At 67.1% G+C, this 18,616-nt stretch carries 21 protein-coding genes; 9 read left to right on the forward strand and 12 right to left on the reverse strand.

Annotated elements, in window-relative coordinates; all coding sequences use genetic code 11:
• The first annotated feature begins 8 nt into the window (after nt 1–8).
• Nucleotides 9–698, forward strand: a complete 690-nt coding sequence (locus tag VFA08_06415; GenBank protein HYZ13226.1) for a hypothetical protein — start codon at nt 9–11, stop codon at nt 696–698.
• A gap of 16 nt (nt 699–714) precedes the next feature.
• Here VFA08_06415 and VFA08_06420 read toward each other — a convergent pair whose 3' ends face one another.
• From VFA08_06420 to VFA08_06435, 4 genes are read right to left on the reverse strand one after another with little or no spacing between them, the layout of a single operon-like run.
• Nucleotides 715–1,047, reverse strand: coding sequence for a Rieske (2Fe-2S) protein (locus tag VFA08_06420; GenBank protein HYZ13227.1), 333 nt, complete (start codon nt 1,045–1,047; stop codon nt 715–717).
• Nucleotides 1,048–1,066: 19 nt separating this feature from the next.
• Nucleotides 1,067–1,390, reverse strand: a complete 324-nt coding sequence (locus VFA08_06425) for a hypothetical protein (GenBank protein ID HYZ13228.1) — start codon at nt 1,388–1,390, stop codon at nt 1,067–1,069.
• Between the two features lie 59 nt (nt 1,391–1,449).
• Entirely contained in the window at nt 1,450–2,046 is a 597-nt protein-coding gene (locus VFA08_06430) for a DNA-3-methyladenine glycosylase I (GenBank protein ID HYZ13229.1), read from the reverse strand.
• Between the two features lie 37 nt (nt 2,047–2,083).
• A complete protein-coding gene (locus VFA08_06435) occupies nt 2,084–2,365 on the reverse strand; it encodes a hypothetical protein (protein HYZ13230.1) in 282 nt (93 codons plus the stop codon).
• Between the two features lie 56 nt (nt 2,366–2,421).
• Between VFA08_06435 and VFA08_06440 the strand changes: the two genes are divergently transcribed.
• Entirely contained in the window at nt 2,422–3,651 is a 1,230-nt protein-coding gene (locus tag VFA08_06440) for a diaminopimelate decarboxylase (protein HYZ13231.1), read from the forward strand.
• A 77-nt stretch (nt 3,652–3,728) separates the two neighbouring features.
• Nucleotides 3,729–4,388: a DUF4230 domain-containing protein gene (locus VFA08_06445; protein HYZ13232.1), complete on the forward strand. Its 660-nt coding sequence runs from the start codon at nt 3,729–3,731 to the stop codon at nt 4,386–4,388.
• Nucleotides 4,389–4,391: 3 nt separating this feature from the next.
• Here VFA08_06445 and VFA08_06450 read toward each other — a convergent pair whose 3' ends face one another.
• Nucleotides 4,392–5,885, reverse strand: coding sequence for a CoA-acylating methylmalonate-semialdehyde dehydrogenase (locus tag VFA08_06450; GenBank protein ID HYZ13233.1), 1,494 nt, complete (start codon nt 5,883–5,885; stop codon nt 4,392–4,394).
• A 110-nt stretch (nt 5,886–5,995) separates the two neighbouring features.
• On the opposite strand from VFA08_06450, the gene VFA08_06455 reads away from it, so the two are divergent.
• Complete coding sequence (locus VFA08_06455) at nt 5,996–7,300, forward strand: aminotransferase class III-fold pyridoxal phosphate-dependent enzyme (protein ID HYZ13234.1); 1,305 nt, start codon at nt 5,996–5,998, stop codon at nt 7,298–7,300.
• Here VFA08_06455 and VFA08_06460 read toward each other — a convergent pair whose 3' ends face one another.
• A complete protein-coding gene (locus tag VFA08_06460; protein ID HYZ13235.1) occupies nt 7,301–7,906 on the reverse strand; it encodes a hypothetical protein in 606 nt (201 codons plus the stop codon).
• 66 nt (nt 7,907–7,972) lie between these two features.
• Here VFA08_06460 and VFA08_06465 point away from each other — a divergent pair, with 66 nt between their 5' ends.
• The 4 genes from VFA08_06465 to VFA08_06480 are packed head-to-tail and all read left to right on the forward strand — an operon-like array spanning nt 7,973 to nt 11,207.
• Complete coding sequence (locus VFA08_06465) at nt 7,973–8,434, forward strand: hypothetical protein (protein HYZ13236.1); 462 nt, start codon at nt 7,973–7,975, stop codon at nt 8,432–8,434.
• Nucleotides 8,431–9,660 (forward strand): divalent metal cation transporter, encoded by a 1,230-nt coding sequence (locus VFA08_06470; GenBank protein HYZ13237.1) that lies wholly within the window; start codon nt 8,431–8,433, stop codon nt 9,658–9,660. Before VFA08_06465 ends, VFA08_06470 begins: the two co-directional genes overlap by 4 nt.
• Nucleotides 9,657–10,385: a hypothetical protein gene (locus tag VFA08_06475; protein HYZ13238.1), complete on the forward strand. Its 729-nt coding sequence runs from the start codon at nt 9,657–9,659 to the stop codon at nt 10,383–10,385. The genes VFA08_06470 and VFA08_06475 overlap by 4 nt, the downstream gene beginning before the upstream one ends.
• 9 nt (nt 10,386–10,394) lie before the next feature.
• Nucleotides 10,395–11,207, forward strand: coding sequence for a carbon-nitrogen hydrolase family protein (locus VFA08_06480; protein HYZ13239.1), 813 nt, complete (start codon nt 10,395–10,397; stop codon nt 11,205–11,207).
• Nucleotides 11,208–11,575: 368 nt separating this feature from the next.
• On the opposite strand, the gene VFA08_06485 is transcribed toward VFA08_06480, so the two are convergent.
• The gene (locus VFA08_06485) at nt 11,576–12,145 is read right to left on the reverse strand and encodes a nucleotidyltransferase family protein (protein HYZ13240.1); all 570 of its coding nucleotides are present in this window, start codon (nt 12,143–12,145) and stop codon (nt 11,576–11,578) included.
• On the reverse strand, nt 12,142–12,747 hold the full coding sequence (locus VFA08_06490; protein HYZ13241.1) for an SRPBCC family protein: 606 nt from the start codon (nt 12,745–12,747) through the stop codon (nt 12,142–12,144). The genes VFA08_06485 and VFA08_06490 overlap by 4 nt, the downstream gene beginning before the upstream one ends.
• 51 nt (nt 12,748–12,798) lie before the next feature.
• Between VFA08_06490 and VFA08_06495 the strand changes: the two genes are divergently transcribed.
• A complete protein-coding gene (locus tag VFA08_06495; protein ID HYZ13242.1) occupies nt 12,799–13,590 on the forward strand; it encodes an SDR family NAD(P)-dependent oxidoreductase in 792 nt (263 codons plus the stop codon).
• A 10-nt stretch (nt 13,591–13,600) separates the two neighbouring features.
• Here VFA08_06495 and VFA08_06500 read toward each other — a convergent pair whose 3' ends face one another.
• Genes VFA08_06500 through VFA08_06515 form a run of 4 tightly spaced genes read right to left on the reverse strand, consistent with a single transcriptional unit; the run spans nt 13,601 to nt 18,605 of the window.
• A complete protein-coding gene (locus VFA08_06500; GenBank protein ID HYZ13243.1) occupies nt 13,601–14,734 on the reverse strand; it encodes an XdhC family protein in 1,134 nt (377 codons plus the stop codon).
• A 26-nt stretch (nt 14,735–14,760) separates the two neighbouring features.
• Nucleotides 14,761–15,738, reverse strand: coding sequence for an XdhC family protein (locus tag VFA08_06505; protein ID HYZ13244.1), 978 nt, complete (start codon nt 15,736–15,738; stop codon nt 14,761–14,763).
• Between the two features lie 48 nt (nt 15,739–15,786).
• Nucleotides 15,787–18,135: an aerobic carbon-monoxide dehydrogenase large subunit gene (locus VFA08_06510; GenBank protein ID HYZ13245.1), complete on the reverse strand. Its 2,349-nt coding sequence runs from the start codon at nt 18,133–18,135 to the stop codon at nt 15,787–15,789.
• 11 nt (nt 18,136–18,146) lie between these two features.
• Complete coding sequence (locus VFA08_06515) at nt 18,147–18,605, reverse strand: (2Fe-2S)-binding protein (GenBank protein ID HYZ13246.1); 459 nt, start codon at nt 18,603–18,605, stop codon at nt 18,147–18,149.
• Nucleotides 18,606–18,616: the final 11 nt, after the last annotated feature.

An 18,616-nucleotide genomic window follows, 5' to 3' on the forward strand; every position in this document is an offset into this window, starting at 1 on the left:
TCCTGCTTATGGCCGAAGACCTCAACGCCGAGATCGCAAGAGCTCTCAACGAGAGCAAGGGCGCGCACACTCAACCCGCGAAGTCACGCTGGGAGGATCTCGTCGAGATCCTGGAGGCGCTGTTGCTCGCGGTCGTTGCCGTCGCCACTGCGTGGAGTGGTTACCAGGCGGCCAAATGGGACGGGCGTCAAGCAGAGCTCTATGGAGACGCATCGACGATCAGGATCGACGCCGACCAGCAACTGACGCTCGGGGGACAGCAGCGTCTGCTCGACGTGTCTACGTTCAACACGTGGATCGAAGCGCGGGCCCAAGGGCGCCAGGAGCTCGCCGCGCTGTACGAGCGTCGGTTCAGCCCGGAGTTCAAGGTTGCCTTCGACGCGTGGCTGGCCACCCGACCGTTTGCGAGCCCAGACGCGCCGCCGGGGCCAAGCTTCATGCCCGAGTACATCAACCCGCAGATCGAGAAGGGTTTGGAGCTGAACGAACGTGGCGACCGCGTGTTCGACGAGGGAACTGCCGCACGCAGGCACGCCGACGATTACATCCGAACGACGGTCGTGCTCGCGACGGTTCTGTTCATGCTTGCGCTGTCACAGCGGTTCAAGGTGTTGAAGATCCGGGTCGGCGTCCTCGTGGTGGCCGGTGGATTGATGATCTACGGACTGGTCACGATCGCGACTTTTCCGCGGCTGTAACCGGCGGAATCGTGCCTCACTGACGCTGCCGAACCTCGACGAGCTCACCGGTCACGCGCGCCTCGTACGAGGGCAGCCAGATCGTCGCCGGACCGCGGAGTACCCGGCCGTCGGTAAGCGAAAACAGGCTTCCATGCAACGGACAGGTGATCGTCACCACGTTCCCGGCGGTGTGGAGGCGGCCTCGGTTGAGGGGTGTGCCCTGATGGGTGCATCGGTTGGAGACGACGAGGACTTCCTCACCCCGCCTCAGCACGAGGAGATCGGTCTCGTCGTCGACCGGTGCCTTGACGGCTTTCCCGTCGGGGAAGTCGGACAACTTGCCGATCGGCGCCCACGCATCCTCCATGACGCGCCGATGCTACGCATTAGACGCTGTCTTGGCGACGAGCAGCAAGCCAAAGCACTACATAACTCCCCACCGCGACGACGAACAGTGTGTAACCGATGCCGCTGATCACCTGAACCCACTCGTAGAACTCGGCTTCGATTTCTCCGGCGAACGCGGTTGGAGTCAGAACGCCGAAGCGAATCTGAAGGAGGCCGTTCGAGACGATCCACGCCACGCCGCTCAAGAGTGCAAGCCACAACAGGATCCGAAGCCAGGGTCCCCTTCGGATTCGCTCTTCAAGACCCGGTCCCTCATCCCAATCGTCATCGGGCCCATCGGCGACATCTGTCTCGTCATCCATGCCGAGGATCGTATCCGCGCTTCAGGCGATTGATGGCGGGGCCGCTCGAGAGCAGCCGATCATTCGACGTGCCTGTAGCTCCCGACGATCTCCTCGAACCTGAAGCAGTCTGCGACGTGGTCGTTCGCCATACCGACCGCTTGCATGAACGCGTAACACACCGTCGGCCCGACGAAGCGGAAGCCGCGGCGCTTCAGATCCTTGCTCATGGCCTTCGACTCCGCCGTCTCGGCAGGCAGGTCTGACAATCGCTTCCACTCGGCGACAATCGGATTTCCGCCGACGAACGACCACAGGTATGCGTCGAGCGAGCCGTCCTGCCCCTGCACTTCGACGACCCGCTGTGCATTGTTGATCGCCGACTCGATCTTCAGCCGGTTCCGAACGATCCCCGCGTCGAGCATCAGCCGCTCGACATCGGTAGGGGCAAACCGCGCGACGGCCGTGGCGTCGAAGTCCGCGAACGCATTCCGGTAGCCCTCGCGTTTGTTCAGGATCGTCGACCACGACAGGCCGGCCTGCGCACCTTCGAGAACCAACATCTCAAACAGGTGGCGGTCGTCGTGCGACGGCACACCCCACTCCTCGTCGTGGTACGCGAGGTATTTCGGCTGGTCCAGCGGCACCCACTCGCACCGCTGAACGTCGTTCGGCACGAGGCGATGCTACTGGGGCCGTCCGAGCGTCTGTTTTCTAACCGGTGCCGCGCTCCCGCGGGCCGCGCGTCTTCGCCCAGTCCATGAACTCATCGAGGTCCTCGCCGAGATCGAGGGCGACGTACTCGTCGGCGAGCGCCCGGATCTCGTCTTCCTGCAGCCCTTGCGCCTCGAGCGCGTCTCGTGCCTGGTTGGCGAGCAGCCTGGCGCTCTCGACCTCCGCGGCCTCGGGCTGCGCACGTCCCGGCTCCGAGGAATCGCCGAGCTTCTCCTGGGCGCGAGGGCCCGGCTCGTTGTGAACATGGTCGTTATCCGTCATCACGGCGTGAAGGTTCCCGAGGCGGGTGGAACGGAAACGCCCAGTAGCCTTGGCGCGTGCGCGAGTGGTGGGAGCGGCCCGGTCTGGAGGTTCGTGACAGACGTCTGTATGTCGCCGGCCGCGATGCCGAAGCCGTTGCGCGTGAGCACGGCACGCCGGTGTTCGCGTACGACCTCGTGCGGATCGAGGAGCAGGCCCGGTGCTTGCTCGACGCGTTCGATCGGGTCGGCGTGCCGTTCCGACTTCGCCTCGCCCTGAAGGCGCAGCGCGACCCCGATGTCTTGGCGTTCGTCCGTGCGCTCGGATTCGTGGGCATCGACGCGTGCTCGCCCGGCGAGGTGCGCCATGCAATCGAGCACGGATGGACGGCCGACGAAATCAGCTACACGGGAACAAACGTCTCCGAACGCGACATGGATGTGCTCCTCGAGAGCAATGTGCACGTCAACCTCGACCTGTTGTCGCAGCTCGATCGGTGGGGACGACGCGCCCCAGGCTCCTCGGTCGGAATCCGCGTGAACCCTCGCGCGGGCGCGACGTGGTCGGGCGCTCCCTACGCGGCCGACGGAGCGTCGCTGTACGCCGGAGCCAAACCGACGAAGTTCGGGATCCTCGACGAACAGATCGACGACGCGCTCGCCATTTCGAACAAGCACGGACTACGCATGGATACCGTCCACTTCCACGTCGGCGATGGGTTCCTCACGGACGGGCTCGGGGCGTTCGAGACCGCGGTCGAACGCGTCGCCGCGACGACGCTCCGGCTCGGCGATGCGGGCCACGAGATCGTCGAGCTGAACGTCGGTGGCGGACTCGGCGTACCGCAGCGCCCCGAAGACGAGCCGTTGGACGCGGATGCGTTCGCCGCGGTGCTCGCTAAGCATTTCGGACCGCCGGGTGTGACGGTGTCGTGCGAGCCGGGGGACTACCTGTGCAAGGAATCTGGCGTTCTGCTCGCCGAGGTCGTCTCGATCGATGAACGCGGCGGAGTGCCGTTCGCCGGTCTCGACGCCGGATACGTCGTCGCGCCCGAGAGGTTCATCTACGACGCCCTCGTTCCGATCGTCCTGACGCGCGCGATCGTCGCCGATTCGTCCCGCACGTACACGATCGCCGGGAACGTCAACGAGGGCGACGACCTGTGGGGCGAGGGCGTCGCCCTGCCCGAGCTCCGTGAGGGCGACGTGCTGGCGATGCTGAACGTCGGTACCTACAACGCGTCGATGCGGCTCGAGCACTGCCTCTGTGCGCCCGCCAGGACCGCTGCGTTCGGTGACCGCCTCTGAGCTCGTGTGCCGTCCAGGAGGGGTTTCGGTTCGGTACATTCTTATGGAGGTTCCGCCTTTCAAGGGAGGGTGGGCAGATGAAGGCCATCAAGTTCGGCGCCGGGCTGGCCGTCTTCGTGATCGTGCTCGGGTTGGTCTCCGGGTTCTTCGGGCTTCCGTCCTGGTTGTCGCTGAAGAATCCGTTCACGGAACGTCGCGTCGAGCGCGCTCATCCGGCGATCCTCGACGAGCTCATCTCGGTCTCGGAGTACACCGCCGCGGCCGGCACGTACAGCGTGCTCGTGGACGTCGAGCGCGACGTGCGGTTCATGCCGGCGGTGCTGGCGGGCGAGCGGGCGAAGATGCTCGCCGTCGGGTCCGTCGAGGCGGTCGTCGATTTCTCCGGGATCACCGAAGGCGACATCAGCGTCGGAGCGACCGGGAGCGACGTGACGGTGACGCTCCCGGAACCGGATCTGAGTGACGTGATGATCGATCACTCGGCGACAGAGGTGATCGACCGCGATCGCGGGGTGTTGGATCGCATCGGTGGGATGTTCACCGACTCGCCGACCACGGATCGCGATCTCCTGATCGCGGCCGAGCGTCAGCTCGCGGATGCCGCCTCGACCAGCGAGCTCCTCACGATGGGCGAGGAAAACACGCGGACGATGCTCGACGAGCTCCTCGGCGACCTCGGGTACGACGACGTCACGGTGGTGTTCGTCGCGCCTGCCGAGACGGCAACCGCCGTCTGACGGCTACCGCGTTCGCGGGAACCCCAGGTCGACGGCGCTCTTCGCCGGGTCGGGCCAGCGCTGCGTGACGACCTTTCCGCGCGTGTAGAACCGGATCCCCTCCGGCCCATACATGTGCGAATCGCCGAACAGCGAGCCCTTCCAGCCTCCGAACGAGTAGTAGGCGACCGGAACGGGGATCGGGACGTTGATGCCGACCATGCCCACTTCGACCTCGAAGATGAACTGCCGCGCCGCGCCGCCGTCGCGGGTGAACAGCGCCACGCCGTTCCCGTACGGGTTCCGGTTCACCAGATCGACCGCCTGGTCGTACGTGTCGGCGCGTACCACCGAGAGGACCGGCCCGAAGATCTCGTCGCGGTACGCGTCCATCTCGGGGGTTACCTGATCCATGAGCGACACGCCGAGGAAGAACCCTGGACTCTCCTTGTACAGCGCGTGCTCACGGCCGTCTGTGATCACCTGCGCGCCCTGGGCTCGGCCGCTGTCCAGGTACGACGCCACCTTGTCGCGGTGCTCGCGCGTGACGAGCGGCCCCATCTCTGACTCGGGCTCGAGGCCCGGACCGACCTTCACCTTCGGCAGGCGGTCGGCGATCGCCTCGACGACCCGGTCCGAGACCTTCCCGACCGAGGTGATGACGGACACAGCCATGCATCGCTCTCCTGCAGAACCGTAGCCGGCCGAGACTGCCGAGTCGGCAACCATGTCGACGTCGGCATCGGGCAGCACGATCATGTGGTTCTTCGCACCACCTAGCGCCTGCACGCGCTTCCCGTTCGCGGTGCCGTTCGCGTAGATGTATTTCGCGATCGGGGTCGAGCCGACGAAGCTCACCGCAGCGATGTCAGGGTGTTCGAGGATCGCGTCGACCGCGACCTTGTCGCCGTGCACCACGTTGAACACGCCGTCGGGGATCCCGGCGTCCTTGAACAGCTCCGCGAGGACGAGCGCCGGGCCGGGGTCCTTCTCGGATGGCTTCAGGAGGAACGTGTTCCCGCAGGCCATCGCGTTCGCGCACATCCAGATGGGAACCATGCCCGGGAAGTTGAACGGCGTGATCCCGGCGACGACGCCGAGCGGCTGACGGATCGAGTACACGTCGATGCCAGTGGAGACCTGCTCGCTGAAAGCGCCCTGGAGCAGGTGGGGGATGCCGGTCGCGTACTCGACGTTCTCGAGCCCGCGTTGCACCTCGCCGACGGCGTCAGAGAGCACCTTGCCGTGCTGCAACGTGATCGCGCGGGCGATGTCGGTCTTGCGCTCCTCGAGGAGCTCGCGGATGCGGAAGAACACGTCCGCGCGTTTGGAAAGCGATGTGGCGCGCCAGCCGGGGAGCGCCTCCTTCGCCGCCTCGACCGCCTTGGAGACCTCCTGCGGCGTGGCGAAATCGACTTCGTGCGTCTGCTCGCCCGTCGCCGGGTTGTAGACGGGTCCGGTTCGTCCCGACTCGCCGGGGACGATCTTGCCGCCGATCCAGAATCCGATCCGCTCCATGGTGAGCTCCCTTCATTCGGGGAAGCGTGTTCCGATGCTAGCGCGCTTAAGCGGGGCTCAGGAAGGCGGATGGCCCGGCGTTAGACTGCACGTCCCGAACGGAGGTCCACATGAGCGAGCTGAGCGCGCAAGAGATCGTCGATCTGAGCCTGCGACACACGCTCTATGACTGGCAGCAGCAGGGAACGACGCGACCCATCGCGGTCGCGTCGGCGCGCGGCTCGGAGTTCTTCACGGTCGACGGTAAGCGGTACCTCGACTTCAACAGCCAGCTCATGGGCGTGAACATCGGCCATGCGGACCCGCGTGTTGCGCAGGCGATCGCCGAGCAGGCGAAGGTCCTTCCGTACATCAGCCCGTTCATGACGACCGAGGCGCGCGCGAAGCTCGGGAAGAAGCTAGCCGACCTGCTGCCCGGCGACCTCGACAAGGTGTTCTTCACCCTCGGTGGCGCCGAGGCCAACGAGAACGCGATCCGCATCGCGAAGGCCGTCACCGGCAGGCAGAAGATCCTCGCCAGGTATAGGAGCTATCACGGCGCTACGTACGCGACGATCACCCTTACGGGCGATCCGCGCAGATGGGCCAACGAGCCGGGCATGCCCGGCGTCGTCCACGTCCTCGACCCGTACCACGGAACCGGGCGACCGGCCGACAACGCCGATGCGGCGCTCGCCTACCTCGACGAGACGATCATGCTCGAGGGCCCGTCGACGATCGCGGCGTTCATCCTCGAGCCGGTCACCGGGACGAACGGCATCCTGATCCCACCGGAGGGATATCTCCAGGGCGTCCGCGAGCTGTGCGACCGGCACGGAATCCTCCTCATCGCCGACGAGGTGATGTCCGGCTTCGGACGAACCGGCGAATGGTTCGCCGTGAACCACTGGGACGTCGTCCCCGACATCCTGACGATGGCGAAGGGATTGACGTCGAGCGCCGTTCCGCTCGGTGCCGTTGGACTCCGGCCGAAGGTGTACTCGTACTTCGACGAGCACGTCTTCGCCGGCGGGCTCACGTATAACTCCCACCCGCTCGGACTCGCCGCGGCGCTCGCCACGATCCGCGTCTATGAAGAGGATGGCCTGATCGAGAACTCCCGCAAGCTCGGCGAGGTCATGGCCGGCCATCATCGCGAGCTGCGCGACCGGCATCCCTCGGTCGGCCTCGTGCGGAACATCGGGCTGTTCGGCATCGTCGAGCTCGTCCGAGATCGAGCGACGATGGAGCCGATGGCGCCGTACAACGGCACGAGCGACGAGATGAAGGCGATCTCCAAGTTCCTTGACGAACGCGGCCTGTACACGATGGTGCGGTGGAACGGCATCATGACGAACCCGCCGCTGTGCATCACCGAGGAGCAGCTCGCGGAGGGCTTCGGCATCATCGACGAGGCGCTGTCGTCGATCGAGTAGCTACGACACCGGTTGCGCGCCGCTGGCGCCGGCCTCGAACCACTCGAGCTCGTAGAGGGACTCGAACCGAACCACGACAGCGCCGGCGATCCACAGCTCGCGCGACCATCCAGTGGACAGCGCGGTGAACCGCCACCGCTGAGCGGCGAACCGGCCGACGGGCGTGTCAACATCCTCGTCCCCGGCGAGCTCATACCGCTGCCGCTCCTCGCGTGGCTCGCACGTGACCGGCTCCAGGTAGATCACGTCGATCTCGGCGCTGCCGCTCAGTCGCTTCGTCGTCACCGCGTTGTATGCCGGCGACAAGTAGTCGAGGTGCCAGTCGGACCCCCACCTCGTTGTCACGGGTTCGTCGTCGAGGTCGCCGCGCAGCGCATGACCGTCGGCGGAGAGGAGGATGTGATGGGAGCCGGTCTCGATCCGCGTGCGCGCCGGCCGCCACGATGCGTCGACGGCGAGGTCGACGATCTCTCGATGCGGCGTGGGGGCGTTCGTGGCGATCTCGCCGAAGTATCGCCATCCCATCGGGCCTGGCGCGCACCGGAAATCTTCGGTTCCGACCGCGTTCCCGTCGCCGTCGAGCACGGTATACCGGCCGGCGGGCATGCCGCGATCGTAGTCGCCCCGCGCCGGCTCGTTTGAGGTGCATCGTGAGTGTGGAACCATGCCGACGTGGACGCATGTCGGCGCGGTCGCCACGCCTTCGCCGCCGCGCTCCTCGTTTTCCTCTCGGGCCCCGCGTGCGTCGGCCCGGCACGCACGTTCGAGACGTACGAGGGCAAGGCCGTCGCCGCCGCGGAGGAAACCGTCTCTGCGTTGCGAACAGCGATTCTCGGAGCCCGCGTCGCTGTGGGAGGACGGTCGTTTCCACCTACGACGTCCGTGCTGATCGCCGACGCCGAACGTGACGCGGTCGGCGCGCGCGGTTCGTTCGCCTCGATCCAGCCGCCCGACGGCGCGTCCGACCGGCTGCGTGACGAACTGATCGCGATGCTCGACGATGCAGTCGATCGTCTGGCGCGTCTCCGCATCGCGGCGCGACGGACCGACCTCGAGGACTTGGCGCGGCTCGCCGATCCGCTCACCGACCAGGCGGGTCAGCTCGAAGACTTCGCCGAGGAACTCGGCTCGTGAGGCGCGTGTTCGAGGTCTTCCTCGGCATCCTCACCGCCTTCGGCGGCTTCGTGGACATGGGAGATCTCGTGGCGAATGCCGAGAGCGGCGCTCGATTCGGTATGCGCCTTGCATGGGTCGTCGTCGTCGGTGTCGTCGGGATTTGCATCTACGCGGAGATGGCAGGGCGCGTCGCCACGATGTCCCGACGACCCGTCTTCGACATCATTCGCGAGCGTCTGGGCGCGCGGTGGGCAATCGTCAATCTCGGTGCATCGTTCCTCATCAACCTGTTGACGCTGGCCGCAGAGGTGGCGGGACTTGCTCTCGTGATCGAGCTCGTGACCGGTCTCAACTACATCCTGTGGGTGCCGCTGATGGCGGTTGCAGTGTGGCTGGTGCTGTGGAAAGTGAAGTTTGGCGTGATGGAGAAGGCGTTCGGGCTTTCCGGTCTGACCCTTGTGGTGACGGTGTTCGCACTGTGGCGGCTCGATCCCGGCTTCGGCGACACGCTGTCAGCCGCGACGCACATCGGGCCGCCGTCGGGTGAACCGTGGACGGCATATGCATTTTTCGGCGTCGCACTGCTAGGCGCCGCGATGACTCCCTACGAGGTGTTCTTCTTCTCCTCCGGCGCGGTCGAAGACGGTTGGACCGAGCGTGACTTGATCACCAATCGCGCGAACGTCCTCGTCGGTTTTCCGCTCGGCGGGATCCTGAGCCTGGCGATCATGGGCATGGCCGCTGCTCTTCTCCTGCCGCGTGGGATCTCGGTGGGGCATCTGTCACAGATGGGACTTCCCGTCTCCCTCACGCTCGGTCGGATCGGTCTGGTCTTCCTGCTTTTCGGGATGTTCGCGGCGATTTTCAGTGCGGCGCTCGAGACGTCGTTGTCGGCCGGGTACACCGTCGCGCAGTTCTTCGGCTGGCAGTGGGGGAAGTTCGTGCGGCCGCGTGAGGCCGCCCGGTTCCACGTCGTCGTGTTGCTCGCGTTGGCGGGGGGCGTTGCGCTGGCGTTCACGACGATCGATCCAGTCAAGATCACTGAATACTCGATTGTTCTGTCGGCGGCAGCGCTGCCGCTCACCTACTTCCCGATCCTCGTCGTGGCGAACGACCCAACGTATATGAGGGAGCGAACGAACTCCAAAGCGCTGAACGCGATCGCGTTCGTCTACCTCGTGATCCTGCTCTTCGTCTCGATCGTGACGATCCCACTGCTCGTGTGGACGCGAGGTGGTGCGTGAGACTTACTGATCTCCTCGGCGCGCACCTCGTCGATCGCGACGGAACAGACGTCGGGAAGGTTCGCGACGTCTGGCTCGTGCAGGACGGTCCCCCGATCGGGCCGTTCGGCGCTGCGTTGCGCGTGGACCGGCTGGTGATCGGGCAATTCGGCCTCGGATCGCGTTTGGGCTACGAGCGGCCGTTCATTACCGAGCCCTGGCCGCTGGCGTGGTACTTCCACAGGCGTCACGGCGGACGGGGCGCCGTCAGCTGGTCCGATGTCGCCGCGATCGAGCCGGAGCGCGTGCGCCTTCGCGTAGCCGCCGACCGGCTCGAACGTCCACGCTCGGTACAGGACCATCACGAATCGAGGGCTGCGCGTGTCCTGTCGGCGGGCTTGGAGCTGCTCGACCGCCAGCTCGTCGATCCGGACGGGCGCATGGCGGGGAAGGTGGACGACCTCGAGCTGCAGATGCGTGAGGGCGGACCGCCAATCGTCACGGGGATCCTCTCGGGTCCCGGGGCGCTTGCGCGGAGGATCGGCGGCAGGCCGGGAGCCTGGCTCGCATCGGTGCACGTGCGGCTCCGTCCGCAGGACCGTGACGGCCCCGCCAGGATCTCGTTCGGCGTCGTCGCGGCGGTTGGTGACCACGTAGACGTGACGGTGGGTCGCGAGGACCTCGACACCTACGCGTTCGAAGGCTGGGTTCGGGACCGGATCATCTCGAGGCTGCCCGGCTCGTAGCATCGAGGGGTGCGCGTCGCACTCTGTCAGTCCAATTGCGGCGAGGACGTTGCGGCGAACGAGCGACAGATCTTCGATCTGCTGGACGTCGCCGCCAGCTCTGGAGTCGATCTCGCCGCGCTTCCTGAGGTGTGGCCTTGTCAGGGGTCGGCGCAGCAAGTGCGGGCGGCGGCGGAGGCGCTCGACGGTCCGCGGGTGATGCGACTCGCAGAGGTGGCCCTCCGGAACCGCATGTGGATCCACGGCGGGAGCGTGCTCGAGCTCGACGGCGATCGCGTGTTCAACACGAGCGTGCTGTTCGATCGTGCCGGCCGGCTCGTCGCGACGTACCGCAAGATCCATCTGTTCGACGCGGACCCGCCGGGAGGCGTCCCCAGCCGAGAGTCGTTCGTCTTTGCTCCCGGAGACGAGGTCGTGACCGCCGATACCGAATTCGGCCGGGTCGGGCTCACCATCTGCTACGACGTTCGGTTCCCCGAGTTGTTCCGTCAGCTCGTCGTCGGCGGTGCGACGATCGTGTTCGTGCCCGCAGCGTTCCGGTTCGAGACGGGGAAGGACCATTGGGACGTGCTCCTTCGCGCGCGGGCGATCGAAGATCAGGCCTTCGTCGTCGCGGCCGCCCAGTGGGGAACGTGGGGTCCTCCAGGCCGCGAGCGTAGGAACTACGGCAACAGCATGGTCGTCGACCCCTGGGGACGAGTCGTGGCTCGCGCGACCGACGGAGTCGGCGTGACCGTGGCCGACCTCGATCTGGCGGAGGTCGCAAGGGTCCGCGAAAGCCTGCCGGCGCTTCGGCATCGTCGGCTCGGGCCTTCGTGCTGAGCTTTTAAGGTCGCAGCGCGCTCGTGCCGATAACGGGTCCGAAGGTTGGCGCGGGAACGGGTCTCCACGGAGCCCGATCTGCCGTGACCCTGATGCGCTGGAGGCCGGGTTGTCGCAGGTTCTCTCCGGGAGCAGGTCGCTTCGTGCGGCCGCTCAACCTGTCTTCCCTGGCTGCGCGCCACAGGCGTCGTGACCGACCTGCGGCGATATCGCGGTTCGCGCAACAAGCGCGCGGTCTGCGGCGTCGCCAAGTCAGACGGGAGGTTCTGAACGAGGTGACGGTCATCTTCTACGGCTAGCCCTCCCGACCTGGCTGTAGACAGAGACGCCCCGGTCAGAAGGGCCGGGGCGTCTCGCATCTCCTGACCTCAGGCCTCGTCGAGGTCTTCGGGCGTGTCGACGTCGCGCGGCGCGTCCTCGTCGAGAGCGACCCACTGGACGCGCTCGGGTTGCGCGTCCAACAGCACACGAGCGCCGGTGTCGCCGGTCAGCGCTTCGACCTCCGGCCAGACGCTGCGAGCGAAGAGCGCCGGCCCCGGAGCATCGCGGAACCGGATACGCACGATCGGCGCTCGAGTGTCACCGTAGAGGCGCACGAGCGCGGCGACGTGGTCGCTCCTGATCCCCGGCTGGTCCGCAAGGAGCACCACCGCCGCTTCGCTCAGATCGTTCAGGGCCCGAAGCCCGACCGCGAGCGAGCTCGCCATCCCGTTCGAGTGGTCCCCGTTCACCACAGTCCGAGCCGCACTCGGCAGGCTGACGGCCGATGCCACGAGCTCCGCATCGTGTCCGAGCACCACGATGATCTCGTCGACGCCCGCCCCGGCTGCGGCGTCGACGGCGTGCTGCGCGAGTGGTTTGCCTCGCAACTTCTCGACCTGCTTGGTGCGCCCGAATCGCGTGGCGGCTCCTGCCGCCAGAACGATCGCGGAGATCACGCCCGGCGTGAGCCGAACAGGCTTTGGATCCTCGCCCAGATCGCGGACAGGCCGAGGCGGAGGCCGCTGATCGGCTTGGCCTTCATCGCGGCGGGCGTCGTCGGACCGGGCGCAGGCGCAGCCGTCGCCGTCGAGCTCGTTGTGCGCTCGGTCTCCCCGGCGAGCATGCTCGTCCGCAGGCATTCGGCGAACTCGCGGGTCAGCTTTCGGCTGACTTCCGGAAGGAGGCCGCGCGAAAGCTGGGCGACCGAGCCTGTTAGCTGAACGTCCGCGACCATCTTCACTGTCGTCTCGTTCTGGCTCGTCTCCAGCCAACTCGTGACGGACGCGTTCGCCGCGCCCTTCCCCTTCTGCTCCATCCCTTTCGCCCGGAGGACCACGCGGTGCGCGGCGTCGTCACGATCTTCCATCGTGACGATGCCCGCGAAGGATAGGGACACCGGCCCGAGCCGCATGTTGACCTTGCCCTTCCACGTGCTCTCGTCGACCGACTCGGTGAGCTCGGCTCCCGGCATGCAGGGCGCGACGCGCTCGACGTCCAGGAGGTGCGACCAGACCTCGTCGATCGGCGCGGGAACCGTGAACTCGTTCTCGATCTGCATGGGCGAGTCCAGCGGAGCCTACTCGTACGTGCTGGTAGCGTCCGCCGCGAGATGGGGCGGTTCGACGGTCGCGTGGCGCTCGTCACGGGAGCCGGGAGCCCGACCGGTATCGGGTTCGCCACGGCGCGGTTGCTCGGAACCGAAGGCGCGCGCGTCGCGCTCACCTCGACGACGGACCGGATCTACGGGCGTGCCTCCCGGCTGGAGGCGGAAGGGCTCGACGTCGCGGCGTTCACCGCGGACCTCACGGACGAGTCGCAGGCTGAGACCCTGGTCGACGCGGTCCTCGAGCGGTTCGGTCAGATCGACGTGCTCGTCAACAACGCCGGCCTCGCCCAGTCGGGGGTCGAAAGGGAACGCGCGCGCCCCGTCGCCGAGCTCGACGCCGGCGCGTTCGAACGTGACCTCTCGCTCAACCTGTGGACGGCGTTCCACGTCACGAGAGCGGTGCTTCCCGGCATGCTCGAACGCCGATACGGCCGCATCGTGATGGTCGGCAGCGTCACCGGTCCGGTCGTGGTGAATCCCGAGGGTGCCGGATACGCGACCGCGAAGGCGGGGATGGACGGGCTGATGCGGTCGACCGCGATCGAGACCGGACGGAACGGCGTGACGTGCAACTCGGTACTGCCGGGATGGATCGAGACGTCGTCACAGAGTCGCGAGGAGGAGGTTGGTGCCCGCAACACCCCGATCGGCCGTGCCGGCACTTCTGATGAAGTGGCGCAGGCGATCGCGTTCCTCGCGTCCGAGGCGGCGAGCTACGTGACCGGCGCGACGCTGGTGGTGGACGGCGGCAACACGCTCCAGGAGTACAAGGGCCCTCCGGACGTCTGGTACTGAGCGCGCAGGCCTATCGCTGCTGCGCGCGACGATCGTGGATCGGTCCCGGCCGGTCCTTGAGAAAGCCCCCCGCGCGGCCGCGCTTCGTCGCCACGATCTCCGCGCAGATCGCTGCGGCGATCTCCTCCGGCCCCTCGGCGCCGAGGTCCAGGCCGGCCGGCCCGCGGATCCGGCGGCGGTCGGCATCGGAGAGGTCAGCGCCCTCCTCGGCGAGCTCCGTCAGCAATCGCTCCGTCCGCACCGCGGGACCGAGCATTGCGATGAACCGGGCGGGCGTCGTGAGCAACGAGCGCACGTAGTCCTTGTCGCGAAGGAAGTTGTGCGTCATCACCACGACGTGCGTCCGTTCGTCGATCGGCGCGACCTCGCCGAGCTTGTCGGGCCGCTCCACCAGGACGAAACCGGCCGCCTCCGGGAACCGCTCGAGGGAAAGGAACTCCGGGCGGTCGTCCGCGACGACCGGGCTCCACCCGAGCGCAGACGCCTGCCGGACGAGTGGAATCGCGTCGTGCCCGGCGCCGCAGACGACCAGGCGAAGCGGCGGCTCGAGCACCTCGAGGAACGCCCGCGCCTCGCCGGCGCCCGCCGCGAGGGATCTGATCTCGCTCTGCTCGATCGCGAGCTGCTCGATCGCCGCCGCGCGCGCCGACGCCGCGAGCGTCTCGTCGGGGTACGGACGCTCGACGTCGCCGCCGGGACGAACGAGCATGCGGTCGCCCTGCTCCACGTTCGGAGCGGCCGATTCCAACACCGTGACCATGCAGATCGGGCGTTCCTCCTCGAGCGCCATGCGCAGTGCGCCGGCGACCTCGGCCGCCTTGTCGGCGGGCTCGACGAACAGCTCGAACGCGCCATTACAGCCGAGCCCCCATCCCCACACTGCGTCGTCGTCGGCGGTGAGATCGAACGAGACGATCCTGGCGATGCCCTCGTGCATCACGATCTTCGCTACGTCGGCAACGTCGTTCTCCAGGCATCCGCCCGAGATGTTGCCGACGAGATCTCCATCCTCCGGTACCAGCAGCCGCGCGCCCGGCCGGCGGTAGGTCGAGCCGCGAACCGCGACGATCGTGGCCAGCGCCAATTTCTCGCCGCGAGCCGAGAGGGACTCGATCGCCTGCAGGACGTCGGTCAGCTCGCTCACGGCTCGATGGTAGGCGCGAGCGGCGGCTACCGCTCCGCGCCTGCCACGACGAACCGCGCCGGATCGGCCTCGAACCGTTCGAGGCATCCCGCCGAGCAGAAGTAGTACGTCGTGCCCTCGTTGACGGAGCGATGTCGAGCCGACGCGACGTCGACGGTCATTCCGCAGACCGGGTCGATCTCCTCGTGGCGAGCGATCTCGGGTGCAGGCATCGTCGCGAGGTTGCCTGCAGCTCGCTCACGCACCAGCTCCGCGAGGATCGCCACGGCAATCTCTTCGTGCGCGATCGTGCCAAGGTCCAACCCCGCGGGAGCGTGCACCCGACCTAGCGACTCATCGGATGCGCCCCGATCCTTGAGGTAGCCGAGAACGGATTCGGCGCGCTTCCGCGACGCGACCAAGCCGATGTACGCGGCTGGCGTGCCCAGGGCGCGTTCGAGTGCCTCCTCGTCGTAATGCCCCTGCGTCGCGACGACGACGAACGATTGGTCGGACACGCCCGCGGCCTCGAGATCCAACGTGGTGACGACCGTGCCGGCATCCGGATAGTCGTCTTCGTTTCCGCCGTCGTCCACGACCACGGTTCGCCAGCCGAGCGCGGCCGCCATCGAGGCGAGAGCCGCCACGGCGGGGGAGCGCCCGATGACGACGAGCTGCTGCTGCGGCAGGACCGGTTCCACGTACACCTCCAGCGCTCCCTCGCTCTGGCACGCGATCGGCACCGTCACGACGCCCTCCCGCCCGCGGGCGGCGAGCTCCTCGGGCGCGCCGAGGAAGAGCAGACGCGGCGTGCGTTCGTCGAGCGCCTTCAGCGCCTCCCGGATCACGGTCGGCTCGGCGCACGCACCGCCGAGCCATCCCCTGACACGGCGGTCCCGCGTGACGATCGCCGTCGAGCCCTCCTTCCCCGAGGAAGGTGATCGGCGCCACACCACCGTGGCCAGGACGAACGGCTCGCCCGCCTCGGCGAGGTCGTTCGCGAGCGATAGGACCTCTGCCTTCAAGCGGACGCAGGTCCAGTTAGGCTCACAACGTTCGCTTCGCTCACTGTGCTACCCCCGCGCTTTCTGGATCGCCTCCCATACTTTCGCCGATGTGAGCGGCATGTCGATGTTCCGCACGCCGAGGTGCCACAGGGCGTCGATGACGGCGTTCACGAACGCGGCGGGGGAGCCCACGGTGGCCGACTCGCCGACTCCCTTCGCTCCGATCGGGTGGTGCGGCGACGGGGTCACGGTCGCTCCCAGCTCGAACCGAGGCGTCTCCCACGCCGTCGGAATCAGGTAATCGCTGAAGTTCGAGCCGATGCAATTGCCGTCGTCGTCGAACGCGATCTGCTCCATCGCCGCGATCGCGTATCCCTCAGCGAGCCCGCCGTGGATCTGGCCCTCGACGATCATCGGGTTGATCCGCACGCCGCAGTCGTCGATCGCGACGACGCGGTCGACCTTCCACACGCCGGTCTCCTCGTCCACCTCGACGACGACGGCGTAGGTGCCGAACGGGAAGGTGAGGTTCGGCGGGTTGTAGTACGTGACGCCCTCGAGCCCCGGCTCCATCCCGTCCGGGAAGTTCGTGTACGCCGCGAGGGCGACGTCCTGGATCGTCTTGGCGTTCTCGGGCGCGCCGCGGATGAAGAATCGCCCCTGCTCGAACTCGACGTCCTGCTCGGATGCCTCCAGCAGGTGCGCGGCGAGCTTCATCGCCTTGTCGCGAAGCTTGCGCGAGACCACAGCCGTGGCCGCCCCGACCGTCGGCGTTGAGCGCGACGCGTACGTCCCCAGTCCGTAGGGGGTGTTGTCCGTGTCGCCGTGCATCACCTTGATGTCTTCGGGCTGGATGCCGAGCTCGTTCGCGACGATCTGCGCGAACGTGGTCTCGTGGCCCTGGCCCTGCGTCTTGGAGCTGATCTTGAGGATCGCCTTGCCGGTCGGGTGCACGCGGAGCTCGGCGCCGTCGTTCATCTTCAGGCCGAGGATGTCGTAGTCGTGGCTGGGTCCGGCGCCGACCACCTCGGTGAAGCTGGCGAGGCCGATGCCCAGCAGCCGTCCCTCCTCGCGAGCGGCGGCCTGCTCCTTACGCAGCTGCTCGTACCCGATCCGCTCGAGCGCGAGATCCATCGCCCCGTCGTAGTCGCCGGAGTCGTACTCGAACCCGGTCGCGGAGCGATACGGGAACTGGTCCTTGCGGATGAAGTTCTTCTTGCGGAGGTCCGCGGGATCCATCTCGAGCTCGTAGGCGGCGTTCTGCACGAGGCGCTCGATCATGTAAGACGCCTCGGTGACGCGGAACGAGCAGCGATAGGCGACGCCGCCCGGTGCCTTGTTCGTGTAGGCGCCGTCCGCGGAGACGTGCGCGGCAGGAACGTCGTACGAGCCGGTGACGATGTGGAACAGCCCGACCTTGAACTTCGTGGGCTGCGCATCGGCGTAGAACGCGCCCTCGTCCGCGAGCAGCGACACGCGTAGCCCCTTCATCGTCCCCTCTCGCGAGAGCGCCATCTCGCCGCGCATGTGGTAGTCGCGCGCGAACCCCGTCGAGATCAGGTTCTCCGTGCGGTCCTCGATCCACTTGACGGGCTGGCCAAGCAGCAGCGAGGCCGCGGTGGCCACGACGTAGCCGGGATAGACCGGCACCTTGTTACCGAACCCACCCCCGAGGTCCGGGGAGATGATCCGGATGCGCTCCTCGGGCAGGCCCGCCACCAACGCGAACACTGTCCGGATCGCATGTGGCGCTTGTGAGGTCATGTAGATCGTCGCTTGGCCCGTCGCCGGGTTGACGTCGGCCACGCAGCCGCACGTCTCGACAGGGGCGGGATGGGAGCGCGGGTAGAACGTGTCGAGGCTGACGACGACGTCCGCGCTCGCGAACGCCGCGTCGGTTGCGTCCTTGTCGCCGCTCTCCCAGTGGTAGATGTGGTTGGAAGTGACTCCCTCTTTGTCGGTCCGGATGACCGGCGCATCCGCCTCCAATGCGCGCTGCGGCGTCACCACCGGCTCGAGCGGCTCGTAGTCGACCTCGATCAGCTCGAGCGCGTCCTGGGCCACATACGGGTCCTCGGCGATGACTGCTGCGACCTCCTGCCCCTGGAACCGGACCTTGTCGGTCGCCAGCACCGCCTGAGTGTCGTAGGACATCGTCGGCATCCACGCCAGGTTGTGCTGTGCCATGAGCTCGCCGGTGACGACGGCGACGACGCCGGGCAGCGCGCCCGCCTTGGACGTGTCGATCCCGTTGATCGTTGCGTGCGCGTATGGGCTGCGAAGGATCGCCATGTGCAGCATCCCCGGCAGCTTCACGTCGTCGACGAACGTGCCCTTGCCTCGGATCAGCCGGTCGTCTTCCTTACGCCGGACGTTGTGTCCGATGCCACGGATCTCTTCGGTCTCGGTGGCCATGTCGAGTCCCCTTAACTAGTCGCGCCGGCGGTCTGGATTGCCTTCACGATGTTCATGTATCCGGTGCAGCGGCAGATGTTGCCGGAGATCTCCCAGCGGATCTCGTCCTCGGTCGGCCGCGGGTTCCGATCGAGAAGCGCCTTGCCGACGAGCATCATGCCCGGCGTGCAGAAGCCGCACTGCAGGCCGTGCTCCTCCTTGAACGCGGCCTGGATCGGGTGCAGCTGCCCATCCGACATGAGGCCCTCGACGGTCGTGACCTCGCGACCGTCGGCCTGGACGGCGAACATCGTGCACGACTTGATCGGCGTGCCGTCGAGGAGAACGGTGCACGCCCCGCAGCTGGTCGTGTCGCAGCCGACGTGCGTTCCCGTGAGTGCGGCGACGTCGCGGATGAAGTGAACGAGCAGCATTCGCGGCTCGACGTCGGCGGTTCGCTCGGTGCCGTTGATCGTGACCGTGATCTCCATGTGTCTCTCCC

Source organism: Actinomycetota bacterium (genome assembly GCA_035640355.1).
Lineage (GTDB): Bacteria > Actinomycetota > UBA4738 > UBA4738 > HRBIN12 > CALGFI01.